12 protein-coding genes are annotated in these 12,215 nt (G+C 70.0%); 1 reads left to right on the top strand and 11 read right to left on the bottom strand.

What is annotated here, in order from left to right; all coding sequences use genetic code 11:
* Window positions 1–10 precede the first annotated feature (10 nt).
* Together ACFFCA_RS05380 and ACFFCA_RS05375 are read right to left on the bottom strand one after the other, a co-directional pair.
* Window positions 11–769 (bottom strand): SDR family oxidoreductase, encoded by a 759-nt coding sequence (locus ACFFCA_RS05380; protein WP_375482557.1) that lies wholly within the window; start codon window positions 767–769, stop codon window positions 11–13.
* Window positions 770–772: 3 nt separating this feature from the next.
* Window positions 773–1,618 carry an enoyl-CoA hydratase-related protein gene (locus tag ACFFCA_RS05375; protein ID WP_375482555.1) on the bottom strand — a complete coding sequence of 282 codons (846 nt, stop codon included), beginning with the start codon at window positions 1,616–1,618 and terminating at the stop codon, window positions 773–775.
* Between the two features lie 253 nt (window positions 1,619–1,871).
* On the opposite strand from ACFFCA_RS05375, the gene ACFFCA_RS05370 reads away from it, so the two are divergent.
* On the top strand, window positions 1,872–2,666 hold the full coding sequence (locus ACFFCA_RS05370) for a FadR/GntR family transcriptional regulator (RefSeq protein ID WP_375482553.1): 795 nt from the start codon (window positions 1,872–1,874) through the stop codon (window positions 2,664–2,666).
* A gap of 38 nt (window positions 2,667–2,704) precedes the next feature.
* Here ACFFCA_RS05370 and ACFFCA_RS05365 read toward each other — a convergent pair whose 3' ends face one another.
* The 9 genes from ACFFCA_RS05365 to ACFFCA_RS05325 all read right to left on the bottom strand — a co-directional run bounded on the left by ACFFCA_RS05365 (window position 2,705) and on the right by ACFFCA_RS05325 (window position 12,138).
* A complete protein-coding gene (locus tag ACFFCA_RS05365) occupies window positions 2,705–3,541 on the bottom strand; it encodes a mycofactocin-coupled SDR family oxidoreductase (RefSeq protein ID WP_375482723.1) in 837 nt (278 codons plus the stop codon).
* Between the two features lie 31 nt (window positions 3,542–3,572).
* Window positions 3,573–4,712, bottom strand: coding sequence for an acyl-CoA dehydrogenase family protein (locus ACFFCA_RS05360; RefSeq protein ID WP_375482551.1), 1,140 nt, complete (start codon window positions 4,710–4,712; stop codon window positions 3,573–3,575).
* Between the two features lie 36 nt (window positions 4,713–4,748).
* Window positions 4,749–5,489 carry a 3-oxoacyl-ACP reductase FabG gene (gene fabG / locus ACFFCA_RS05355; RefSeq protein ID WP_375482549.1) on the bottom strand — a complete coding sequence of 247 codons (741 nt, stop codon included), beginning with the start codon at window positions 5,487–5,489 and terminating at the stop codon, window positions 4,749–4,751.
* A gap of 67 nt (window positions 5,490–5,556) precedes the next feature.
* Window positions 5,557–6,333: an enoyl-CoA hydratase/isomerase family protein gene (locus ACFFCA_RS05350; RefSeq protein ID WP_375482547.1), complete on the bottom strand. Its 777-nt coding sequence runs from the start codon at window positions 6,331–6,333 to the stop codon at window positions 5,557–5,559.
* 17 nt (window positions 6,334–6,350) lie between these two features.
* Entirely contained in the window at window positions 6,351–7,835 is a 1,485-nt protein-coding gene (locus ACFFCA_RS05345) for an aldehyde dehydrogenase family protein (RefSeq protein ID WP_375482545.1), read from the bottom strand.
* A complete protein-coding gene (locus ACFFCA_RS05340) occupies window positions 7,832–9,451 on the bottom strand; it encodes a class I adenylate-forming enzyme family protein (RefSeq protein ID WP_375482543.1) in 1,620 nt (539 codons plus the stop codon). The genes ACFFCA_RS05345 and ACFFCA_RS05340 overlap by 4 nt, the downstream gene beginning before the upstream one ends.
* A gap of 40 nt (window positions 9,452–9,491) precedes the next feature.
* The gene (locus ACFFCA_RS05335; RefSeq protein ID WP_375482541.1) at window positions 9,492–9,905 is read right to left on the bottom strand and encodes a nuclear transport factor 2 family protein; all 414 of its coding nucleotides are present in this window, start codon (window positions 9,903–9,905) and stop codon (window positions 9,492–9,494) included.
* Window positions 9,906–9,997: 92 nt separating this feature from the next.
* Window positions 9,998–10,978 carry a MaoC family dehydratase gene (locus tag ACFFCA_RS05330; RefSeq protein WP_375482539.1) on the bottom strand — a complete coding sequence of 327 codons (981 nt, stop codon included), beginning with the start codon at window positions 10,976–10,978 and terminating at the stop codon, window positions 9,998–10,000.
* A gap of 2 nt (window positions 10,979–10,980) precedes the next feature.
* Window positions 10,981–12,138: an acyl-CoA dehydrogenase family protein gene (locus tag ACFFCA_RS05325; RefSeq protein WP_375482537.1), complete on the bottom strand. Its 1,158-nt coding sequence runs from the start codon at window positions 12,136–12,138 to the stop codon at window positions 10,981–10,983.
* Window positions 12,139–12,215: the final 77 nt, after the last annotated feature.

The following is a 12,215-nucleotide window of genomic DNA, read 5'->3' as shown; positions in this document are numbered from 1 at the left end:
GGCCGGGGTCTCAACGGTCGATGTCGTTGCCCGACGTCATCCCGCCGTCGACGACGAACTCCGACGCCGTGGCGTAGCTGCTCTCGTCCGAGGCGAGGTAGACGACCAGCGGGGTGACCTCACGCTTGCGCCCGATGCGCGGAATCGGCTGAGCGCCGTAGATGGTCGCCGGATCGACGTCCTTGACCTCGTCGCTGAGCACGAAGTCGGTCAGGATGCCTCCGGGATGGACCGAGTTCACCCGGATCCCGTAGCGGCCCAGGTCACGGGCGGCGGACTTGGTCATCCCGCGGACGGCCCACTTGGTCGTCGAGTAGGCGAACAGCCCGCCCTTGCCCACCAGGCCCGACTCGGAGGAGATGTTGACGATCGAGCCTCCGCCGGCCCGCTTCAGGGCGGGGATGGCGGCCTTCATGCCGAGGAACGGTCCGAGCTGGTTGACCGCGAACAACGTGGTGAAGGTGTCCCGGGTGGTGTTCTCGACCGACCCGACGATCATGATCCCGGCGTTGTTGACCAGGATGTCGAGCCGGCCGAAGTGCGTCTCGGCCCGGTCGACCGCGGCGGCCCACTCGTTCTCGTCCGTGACGTCCAGGTGCTGGTACACCGCGGCGTCGCCCAGTTCCGTGGCGAGCGCAGCACCGCGGTCGTCGAGCACGTCGCTCACCACCACCCGGGCCCCCTCGGCCACGAACGCCCGCGCGTGCGACTCGCCCATCCCCCGTGCCGAGCCGGAGATCAGCGCGACCTTGCCGTCCAACCGGCCCATGTCTCAGTCCACCTCATCGTCGCGGGGAAGGTAGCGCGCCCGCTCTCGGCGCCTCGCTGCCCGGAGGCCGACCGAGAAGTCGGGTTCGCCGACCATGCGGTTCATGTCGGTGACGGCGCGTTCGTAGGCCGTCTCGAGGTCGCCCCACGCGTCGAGGTAGACCTGCCGCTTGATCACCTTCAATGCCGCCGGCGACGAGTGCTGGGCCATGCCCCTGGCGAACTCGTGGACGTGATCGTCCAAGTCGGCGGCACCGACACTGGTGCGCACGAACCCTAGGTCTCTCGCCCGGTCGCCGGACATGACGGGGTTCGCGAGCAGGATCTCCAGCGCGTTCTGCTGGCCGACGATCCGGGTCAGCGTCCACGCCAGTCCGTACTCGGCCGGCAGACCCAGACCGGCGAAGGAGGCCGTGATCTTGTTGTCGTCGACCGAGATGCGGAAGTCGGTAAAGCAGGCCAGCACGAACCCGGCCCCGGCGCAGGGACCGTTGAGCGCGGCCACCGTCGGTTTGCCCAGGGCGAGGGGATAGGTGTGGTTGTGCCGCAGGGACGACGGCGCGTCGTCCGGGAACGGTGGGAGGTCCGCGGCGACGCGCTGGTAGGCGCCGCCGTTCTCGTCGACCTCGTCGAGGATCTGCATGTCGGCGCCGGCGCAGAACGTGTCCCCGGACCCCGTGACGACGATCGCGCCGACGTCGGGATCGTTCTCGGCGCGGTACAGCGCCCAGCGGTACTCGACGGCCATCCGCCCGGTCCAGGCGTTGCGCCGCTGCGGACGGTTGAGCGTGACGGTGGCGACGTTGTCCCGGACGGTGTAGATGATCTCGGCGAAGTCGTCGGGCTGCATTGCTCACCTTCTGCCGGGCGACGGCGGCACCTGTCGCTCAGGCGTTCCGTACAGGTTACTGAATAAGCTGTTTGCTCGATGCTTGTTTACTACATCGCCGCGGTTCCCGCCATGGTCACCCGCTGTGTCGGCCGCGCCCGATGACGAAGAGCTGGGCGGCGTCCGGCGGACCACGCCGTCTTCGCCGCGCAAGAGGAAAATGAATCAACTGTGTGTACGATAAAGGCCGTCTCGCTCAGGACCGAGGAGTGCAATGCCGTCTGCAGTGCGATCACCGCTCAACAAGCAGATCCGAGCGCCTAAGACCGCTGAGCTCATCGCCGCGCAGATCCGGGGTCAGATCGTGCGGCGTGAGCTGCAGCCCGGCATGACCCTGCCGACCGAGGGCGACCTCATGGTGCAGCTCGGCGTCTCGCGTCCCACGTTGCGTGAGGCCTATCGGATCCTCGAGACGGAGTCGCTGATCAGCGTGCGGCGCGGGGTGGGTGGGGGCGCCCTGGTCCTTACTCCGGACGTCTCCGTCGGCGCCCGCTACGTCGGCCTGCTGCTGCAGCTCGACGGCGCGACGATCGCCGATGTCTACGAGGCCCGGATGGCGCTGGAGCCGGTGTGCGCCGGGATGATGGCGGCGCGCCGCAACGGCCCCGACCTCGAAGCCCTCCAGCAGTGCTGTGCCGAGGTCGCTGAACTGATCGCGGTCAGCCCCGACGGCATCCCCGAACCGCATGAGTGGTCCAGCACCACGTACCGCTTCCACGAGCTGGTCCTGCAGGGCAGCGGCAACAAGACCCTGGCCTTGCAGGGCGCGCTGCTGCAGGAGGTCGTGGCGACCCACTACGCGGCCACCGTCCCCGACAAGTTCGCCCAGAACAACCGCCCCGAGCGGTTCCGCCGGGTACTGCTCTCCTTCCGCAAGCTGGCCAAGCTGGTGGCCGACGGCGACAACGAGGGCGCCCACAAGCACTGGCTCAAGCACATGCAGACCGCGGCAGGCACGCTGCTCGGTGAGGACATGAAGAACAAGCGCATCGTCGACCTGTTCAACTGAGGCCCGCGCTCACCTGACGCCGTCGACCGCACGACACGTCACCAGCGCACCGCCATGCCCGCGTCGACCGGGATGGCGCTGCCGGTGATGTAGGCAGCCTCGTCCGAGGCAAGGAACGCGACGAGGTCACTGACCGTCTCGGGCTGCAGCCACGGCACGGGCATCGGGTTCAACCGGCCGGCGATGCGCGCGAACGCCTCCTCGGACTGGTCGGCCTGACCCGGCAGGAACAGATCCAGGGTGGCCTGGTTGCGGGTCATCCCCGTGTCGACCGTGGTCGGGTGGATGGTGTTCACGCGTATCCGGTCCCGTGCGAGTTCCAGGGCGAGCACCTTCATGAAACCGACGAGACCGTGCTTAGCCGCCGCGTAGTGACCGGCGTTGGGGATGGCCCGCAACCCCGACGCCGAGCTGGTGATGACGACCGCGCCGCCTTCGCCCCCGTCGACGATGTGCTGCACGGACGCGCGGACGGTGCGCCACACCCCGCTCAGGTTGATGTCCACCATCTCGTCCCACTCGTCCTCGGTGAGCTCGAGCGACCGGCCGTACGTGGCGATGCCCGCGTTGGCGACGACGACGTCGAGACGCCCCAGGGCGGCCACCCCGTCGTCGACGACCCGGCGCAACCCGGCGAGGTCGCGGACGTCGGCCCTTTGGGCGATGATCTTGCGGCCCTGCGCCTCCACGAGCCGGACCGTCTCGGCGAGGTCGTCCTCGGCGGGCAGCGGGTACCTGACCGTGCCGAACTGTGTGACGGCGTCGACGGCGATGATGTCGGCCCCCTCGGCCGCGAGCCGTACGGCGTGCGCGCGGCCCTGCCCCCGGGCCGCGCCGGTGATGAAGGCGACCTTGCCGGTGAGACGGTCGGCGATCATGAACGGTCCTCTCGTATCGGCACGGCGGTCAGAACCCGAGCTTGCGACCGACGAGATCCTTCATGATCTCGGTGGTGCCGCCGTACAGCCGCTGGATGCGTGCGTCGCGCCAGATCTGGGAGATCTCGTACTCGTTGATATAGCCGTAGCCACCGAACATCTGCATGCAGCGATCGACGACCTCCCACTCGAGCTCGGTAATCCACCACTTGGCTCCCGCAGCGTCCTCTGCGGTCAGCTCGCCGCTGCTCACACCGAGGATGCACTGGTCGAGGTAGGTGCGGGCGACCTGGAGCTTCGTGTGCATCTCGGACAGCGCGTGACGGTTCACCTGGAACGAGGCGATCGGTTGCCCAAAGGCCTCGCGCGTCCGTGCGTACTCGGCCGTCACCGCGTACGCATGCTCGGCGCTGGCCAGGCCGGCGACCGCGATACCCAGGCGCTCCTGCGGCAGGTTGCGCATGAGCGAGTAGAAGCCCCTGCCCTGCTCCCCGAGCAGGTTGCCCGCCGGCACCCGGACGTCGCTGAAGAACAGTTCCATCGTGTCGGAGGTCCGCTGGCCCACCTTGTCGAGCTTCTTGCCGCGCTCAAAACCCGCCATGCCGTCCTCGACGAGCAGCAGGGAGAAACCCTTGTGTCCCGCTTCGGGATCGGTGCGGGCGACGACGATGACGACGTCGGCGAGCAGGCCGCCGCTGATGAAGGTCTTGCTGCCGTTCACCACCCACCCGTCGCCGTCGCGGCGCGCGCTGGTCCGGATCCCGGCGAGGTCCGAACCCGCGCCGGGCTCGGACATCGCGATGGCGCCGAGCAGCTCGCCGGTGGCCATGCCCGGCAGCCAGCGCTGCTTCTGCTCCTCGGTCCCCAACCCGATGAGGTACGGGGCGACGATCTCGTTCTGCAACGTCAGTGCGACACCGGAACGGGTGCGGGCGGCCTCCTCGATGACCACCGCGTTGAAACGGTAGTCGTGGATGCCGGCGCCGCCGTACTCCTCGGGAATCTCGAGGCCCAGCAAGCCGTGCTCGGCGGCCTGTCGCCAGATCTCCCGGCCGACGTGCCCCTGCGCCTCCCACTCGGCGCGGTGCGGCACCGCGTACTTCAGGAAGAAGTCGTGGGCGGTGTCGCGCAGCTGCTCGTGCTCGGTCTCGAAGATGGACCTGCGCATGTCATGCGTCCTTTCGTCGTCGAAGCCCGGTCGCGGTCACATGAACCGCCCGCCCGTGACCTCGTGGACCGTTCCGGTCAGGTAGCTCGACCAGTCGCAGGCCAGGAAGGCCACGACCCCCGCGACCTCGTGCGGCTCGCCCGGTCGGCCCATCGGGATCTCGCTCATCTTCTGGTCCCAGGCCTTCTGCGGCATGGCCTCGGTCATCGGGGTGCGGATCAGCCCGGGTTGCACCGCGTTGACCCGGACACCGAGGTGGGCCAGCTCCTTGGCCGCGGCCTTCGTCAGACCCACGACCCCGGCCTTGGCCGCCGAGTAGTTCGTCTGGCCGGCCATGCCGACCTTGCCCGACAACGACGAGATGTTCACGATCGATCCACGCCCGGCCTCGCGCATGCGGGCGGCGGCTGCTCTCGTGCCCAGCCAGACGCCCTTGAGGTTGACCTCGATCACCGCGTCGAACTCGTCCTCGGACATCCGCCGCATGGTGGCGTCACGGGTGATGCCCGCGTTGTTCACCATGACGTCCAGGGCGGCGCCGTCGCTCTGCGCGAGATCGAGCAGCGCCTCGATGTCGGCCGCACGCCGGACGTCGCAGGTCGCACCCCGGGCGGCGTCGGCACCGCCGAGTTCGACCACCGCCTTGTCGACCGCAGCCTGATCGATGTCGCCGATGACGACGCGGGCACCGTTGTCGATGAGGGTGCGGGCGATCGCGAGCCCGATCCCCTGGGCGCCGCCGGTGACCACCGCGGTGCGTCCGTCGAGCATGGCCATCGGGTCTCTCCTCGTTGTGCCGTCGGGTCGCGCGGACCCGGGTGCGGTTGCTGCGGTGCTGATGCGATCAGCGCGCTTCCCAGGTGGGCCGGGTGGCCGCACCCAGGTCGATCTGGCTGCCGGGGTTGCCGAGCTGCGTGTAGTGCAACGGCACCTCGCGCCCCGCGCCGGGTGACATCGACATCGAGTCCCACATCGCCTTGACCGTCCCCTGCACGGCCAGCGGCGGTTTCGCGGCCAGTCGCCCGGCCAGGACGGCGGCGCGATCCCAGAGCCCGTCCGTCGGGACGACCTCGCTCACCAGGCCGATGGCCTGGGCGCGGGCCGCGGTAATCCGCTCGTCGAGGCCGAACAGCGCCCAGCGCATGGCCTCACCGATCGGGATGCGGCGCATGAGCCCGATCGGCTCGAGCGCGGACACCATCCCGTAGGTCGTGTGCGGGTCGAAGAACGTGGCGTCCTCGGAGCAGATGATGACGTCGGCCTCGTTGAGCCAGTACATCGCGCCGCCGGCGCACATGCCCTGCACCGCGCAGATCAACGGTTTCCAGACCCGGTTCTGCTTCGCGCCGAGGAAGATGCCGGGGTCGTCCGCACTGAAGGGGTTGTCGTGGCGAAAGCGGCCGTCCTTGCGATCGACACCGGTGCAGAACGCCCGCTCGCCCGCGGCCCGCAGCACGATGGCGTGGATGTCGTCGTCGACGCGGCACCGGTGCCAGATGTGCTGGAAGTCGGTGAGCATCTCCTGGTTGAAGGCGTTCATGACCTCGGGGCGGTTCAGGGTCACCGTGGCGACATGGTCCGTCACGTCGAACAGGACGGTCGTGTACTCGGCCTCGGTCATGGTGTCCTCTCGGTCCGTTACAGGGCGACGTGCACGTTCTTCTGGCGCATGAGGGCCAGGAGGCCTTCCCGGCCGCCCTCCTTGCCGTGCCCGCTTGCCTTCCAGCCGCCGAACGGGGCAGCCGGCGGGAGGCCGGCCATGCTGTTGACGGACACGTAGCCCGCCGCCAACCGGGCCGCCACCCGGTGCGCGCGCCGCAGGTCCTCGGTCCAGACGTACCCGGCGAGCCCGAACTCGCTGTCGTTGGCGATGGACACGGCCTCGTCCTCGTCGTCGAACGGCAGGACGCTCAGGACCGGCCCGAACACCTCCTCACGGGCCAGCCGGCTGCCCGGCGCGACGTCGTAGTAGACCGTCGGTTCCAGGTAAAACCCGTCGGCCAGGTCGGCGCCGAGGGCCCGGCCGCCGTGCAGCAGGCGGCCGTCGCCCTCGGCCGCCACCCGGTCGAAGATGCCGAGGATGCGCTCGTAGGAGGCGCGGTTGGCGATCGGGCCCATCGTGGTGTCCGCACCGAACGGCCGCCCCACCGCGAAGCCGGTCGTCGTCTTCTCGACGATGTCGAGGGCCTGCTGGTAGACGGGGCGCTGCACGAGCAACCGGGTCGGCAGGAAGCAGCCCTGGCCGCTGTTCTGGGCGACGCCGAGCACGGCGGCCAGCTTGGCGGCCCGGGGCAAGTCGGCGTCGGCGAAGATCAACGACGCCGACTTGCCGCCCAACTCGAACAGGGTGGGCACCTGGCGCTGCGCGGCCACGGCCCCGATCGACCGCGCCGCGACGTTGCCCCCGGTGAAGCTGATGACGCCCACGCCCGGATGCGTGCACAGCGACTGCCCGACGTCCGGCCCACCGGGCACGACGTTGAACAGGCCCGGGGGCAGACCGGCCTCCGTGGCGTACTGCGCGAACATCGCACCCGACAGCGGCGCGACGTCAGACGGCTTCAGGACGATGGCGTTGCCGGCCGCCAGCGCGGGCGCGACCTTGACGCAGAGGCCCATCGCCGGACCGTTCCACGGAATGATCCCGCCGACCACCCCGTACGGCTCGTGGACCGCGTAGTCGTGGGCTCCCGGCACGGGCGCGACGGTGCCGTCGATCTTGTCCGCCCAGCCGGCGTAGTAGGCCAGCCACTCGGCTGCGGCGAGTGTCCCGGCGACCGCGGTACGGATCGGCATCCCCATCTCGAGGGACGCGACGGCCGCCAGGCTCAGGCTGTTCGACCGGATGGCCTCGGCGACGCGGAACAAGGTGTCGCGTCGCGCTCCGGGCGCGAGACCGGCCCACACACGCTGGGCGGCCGCGCCGGACTGCACGGCGCGATCGACGTCCTGCGCCCCGGCGAGTCGCCACAGACCGAGTGACGAGCCGTCACCCGGATGGATGTGGTCGTGCTGCTCGCCCGAGGCGTCGGCGACGTAGCTGCCGTCAATGTAGACCGACGCGGGCGGCAAAAGGGTGCGTGCGGTGGCCTCGTCCACCGGCACCGTGCGGCCCGCAGTCACGAGGCCGTCCCGCCGGGTGCGGCGGCGACGAGCTCGGCCGCGCCCGGCTCGGTGGAACTCGCCGCCTGCGCGACGAGCCGGAGCACGGCGGGGCGGTCGACCTTGCCGTTCGGCACCCGGGGCAACCTGTCCACCCGCAGGATCTTCCGGGGTCGCTTGTACGCCGACAGCTTGGGGGCGACCGTCGCCATGACCTCGCCGCCGGCGGCGGACGTCTCGACCACCGCGACCGGGATCTCGCCCAACCTCTCGTCCGGCCAGGAGACGACCACGGCCTCGTTCACCCGGTCGTCGCTCTCGAGGGCCGCCTCGACCTCCTCGGGGGCGATGTTAAAGCCGCCGCAGATAATTATGTTCTTCAGCCTGCCGGTGATGAACAGGTAACCGTCGTCGTCGAAGCGGCCGAGGTCGCCCGTGTGCAACCACTCCCCCGTGCTGGTGGGCGCCTCGTCTGACCCGGTCAAGTAACCCTTCATCGCCGACTTCGACCGCACCCAGATCTCGCCGGACGCACCCGGCGCCACGTCCTGGCCCTGGTCGTCCACCAGCCGCAGCTCGACGCCGGGCAGCGGCTTGCCGACCGAACCGGGTCGGCGGCGCCCGGCCAGGACGTCCTTGACGCTCTCGATCGCGATGCCGCCGAAGGACTCGGTCTGGCCGTAGGCCTGCAGCACCGGGATCCCGAAACGTTCCTCGAAGGCGGTCCGCAGCGCCGGGGTCAGCGGCGCGGTGCCGGAAGAGGCGTAGCGGACGCGACCCAGCGTGTCCCCGGGCTCGGTGTCGTCGAGCAGCATGCGCAGCATGGCGGGGTTCAGGGTGAGGTTGTCGATGCCGTGCTGGTCCACCAACCGCTTGGCGAGGGCCCCGTTGAACTTGCGCAACAGCACGATGCTGCGGCCGACGTAGAGCGCGAACAGCAGGCGGACCACACCGGCGGTGTGCGACACGGGGTTCGCGATGAGGTTGGGCGGCTTGGCGCCGTCGGGCAGCGGGCTGGGGCCGGTGTCCGACCGGAACGCGGACACGGTCGAGCGCAGGTTCGACCACGCGTTGTCGTGGGTGAGCAGCACGCCTTTGGGCGCGCCGGTCGAGCCGGACGTCAGCAGGATCAGGGCGGGGTCGGCGCCCGAGACCTCTGCGGGGACGGTCAGCGGCACCGCCTCGACCGTGGCTGGGTGCTCGAGCCGGGGGACGGCCAGGACGGGCACCGGGAGGTCCGCGCCGAACACCGGGTCCTCGGGATCGGCCAGGACGGCGTCGACCGACAGCGTCGACACGACCCGGCGCACCTCGTCGACGGGAGCCGCGGGGTGCATGGGCACCGCCACCCCCGCCCGCAACCAGGCAGCGACGAGGCAGGGCACGAAGCGCTCGTCGTTGCCGATCCTGATCAGAACGCGTGACCCGGCAGCGATGCCGTCCTCGGCGAGCCGACCATCCGTGGTCGCCGCGGCGGCGGCGAGTTCACCGAAGGTCCACACCGGGTCGTCCTCCACGAAGAGGAATCCGTGCTCCGGGCGTTCCAGCGCCCGCCACGCCAGCAGCGACGACAGGGACCCGCTTCCCACCGCGGCACGCAGCCGGTCGGGTTCGGGGACGTTCGCGGTCTCCGGCATGCGCACGTGCCTTTCGTCCGGGGCGAGGACTCGGATGAGGTCAGACCGAGGCCTGATCGGCGACCCGAACCTTCCCCACGACGTGGATGGTCTGCTTCTTGATCTTCCACGCGCCGCCCTGCCGGACGAGGTCCCAGTCGTAGTCGACGGAGAACACCTGACGACGGAAGAACACCAGGAACTTGCAGGTGGACCGCGCCGTGTCGTTGTCGCCGACCTCGGTGAACTGCGAGGTGGGGTGGTGGGCCACGGCATCCGGGGCGTTGTCGAAGAACGACTTGATCTCGGCCTTGCCGTCGTAGACCTTGCCGTAGACGGTCTGGGCGTCGAAGACACCGTCGTCGGTGAACAGGTCCAGAGCGGCGTCCCACTCGCCGTGATCGATGAAGTGGCCGTACTTCGCGGCGACCTCCTGGATGTCGAGCTTGGCGTGCGCGAGGTCGACCGCATCCATCAGAGACTCCCGTGTCGTGGCGTTCCGCAGCATGTGCTGCCGCTAATCAGTTATATCAGTTGCCTCGAAGCGGCGCAGCGAGCCCGTTCCCGTCAGGCGAACAGCGCGGTGAAACGCCAGTCGAGCACCGGGCGTGCCTCCTCGGCCGAGACCAGGCTGCGCAGGTGGACCACCGCGCCGCCCCCAGGACCCGGTTCGACCCGCTCGACACTGACCACGCTGGTGAGCGTGTCCTCCTCGTGCACCGGGCTCAGGTGGTCGCAGCTGTGCCAGCCCAGCACGGTGACCAGCTCGGGCAGGACGCGGCAGACCTGGGAGAACGCCAGCCCGATCGTGTGCCCGCCGTAGACGAGGCGACGCCCTCCCCCCTGCGCCCGGTCGTGATGGACCTTGGCGATGTTCAGGGTCAACCGGGCCAGCTCGGGCGCCGAGGACACGACGTCGCCGCCGCCCACGGCCCACGCCGATCCGGGCTTCGGTGAGGCCACGGTCCCGACGCGTTCACGGTAGGCCTGCAGGTCCCAGTCCGCGTACGGAGCGACTGCGTCCGGGATCGACGGGACGCTCAGCTCGTCGAGCGGGTCCGCGTGTCCCGTCAGCACGGCCTGGCCCCTGAGCGGCAGCATGGCGCAGCGCAGGAAGTCGAGCACCAGTCGGTCGTGCTGATCCCTGGTGGTCATGCGCAACGCGGCCAGACCGGTACTCGCCCTGCCGGCCCGTGGCTGGTTCTGCCGCAACCCGACGACCTCGGTCACGGTGTGCAGCGTGTCCCCCAGCGCCGGCAACCGGTGCAGCACGAGACCCCGGTAGAACAGGTTGGCCTTGACGTGGTGCGTGGCCAGGGTCGACTGGCCGATGGCGACGTCACAGACGAGCCCGGGGTGGGCGAGCGGCGCCCGACCGGTGACCGCCCGTGCCAGCTCGTCGTCCAGCGCGAGCCGGAGCCGGTCACCGACGATGGACTGGTGCACGGCGGCATGGCCGGCGCCGAGGGTCACCGCGGGCGCCCGGTCGAAGCGCAGGCCGTGCTCCAGCTCCTCGAACCACGGCCCCTCGGCCACCGGGGGCGCCACGCCTACAGCGCCAGGCCGCGACTGATGAGCTGGCCGACGATCACGTTGCGCTGGATCTCGTTCGTCCCCTCGCCCACGATCATGAGCGGGGCGTCCCGGAAGTAGCGCTCGGCGTCGTACTCGGTGGAGTAGCCGTACCCGCCGTGGATGCGTACCCCGTTGAGCGCGACCTCCATGGCCATCTCGCTGGCGAACAGCTTGGCCATCCCCGCCTCCATGTCGCAGCGCAGCCCCCGGTCGTAGAGGTCCGCGGCGTGCGCCACCAGCTGGCGGGCGGCCGAGTACTTCGTCGCCATGTCGGCGAGGTAGTTCCCGATGGACTGGTGCTGCCAGATCGGCTTGCCGAAGGTCTCGCGCTCCTGGGAGTAGCGCAGGGAGTCCTCGAGCGCCGCACGCGCGACACCGAGCGCTCGGGCGGCAACCTGGATGCGGCCCGTCTCCAGGCCCTTCATGAACTGGCCGAAACCCCTGCCCTCCTCGCCGCCCAGGACCGCGTCGGCCGGGACGCGGCAGTCCTCGAAGCTGATCTCGCAGCTCTCGACACCCTTGTACCCGAGCTTGGGCAGGTCCCGGGAGACGGTGAGGCCGGGGCTCGGGTTGGGGACGAGCACCACGCTCATCCCCCGGTGACGCGGGGTGGCAGCGGGGTCGGTCTTGGCCAGGACGGCGACGACCCCCGACCGCCGCGCGTTGGTGATCCAGGTCTTGGCGCCGTTCAGCACGTAGGAGTCGCCGTCCCGGCGAGCCACCGTCGTGATCGCCTGGAGGTCCGAACCGCCCCCGGGCTCCGTCAGCGCCATCGTCGCGCGGAGCTCGCCCGTCGCCATCGACGGCAGATACGTCTTGCGCTGCTCCTCGGTGCCGAAGGCCTGCAACAGCTTGGCGACGACGGTGTGGCCGCCCATCGCGCCGGCGAGGCTCATCCAGCCGCGCGAGAGCTCCTCGGTGATCTGCGCGTAGCAGGGCATGGACACCGGCGCGCCGCCGTACTCCTCGGGCACCGCGAGCCCGAAGATGCCGAGCTCCTTCATCTGGCCGATCAGCCGCTCGGGGTAGGTGTTCGCGTGCTCGAGCTCATGAACGGTGGGCAACACCTCGCGTGCGACCCAGTCGCGGACGGCCAGCGTGTACTGGCGTTCCTCGGGGTTCAGCTCGGCCATCAGGTCTCCTCCGCGACGCGCGCAGTACGATCAACTCAGTTAACTGTAATGGACCTGATCGGTCACCGACTGGCCGC

The organism is uncultured Jatrophihabitans sp. (genome assembly GCF_964252635.1).
Lineage (GTDB): Bacteria > Actinomycetota > Actinomycetes > Mycobacteriales > Jatrophihabitantaceae > Jatrophihabitans.
Note: the sequence above shows the minus strand (reverse complement) of the source record. Positions and strands in the feature narration are given on the sequence as shown.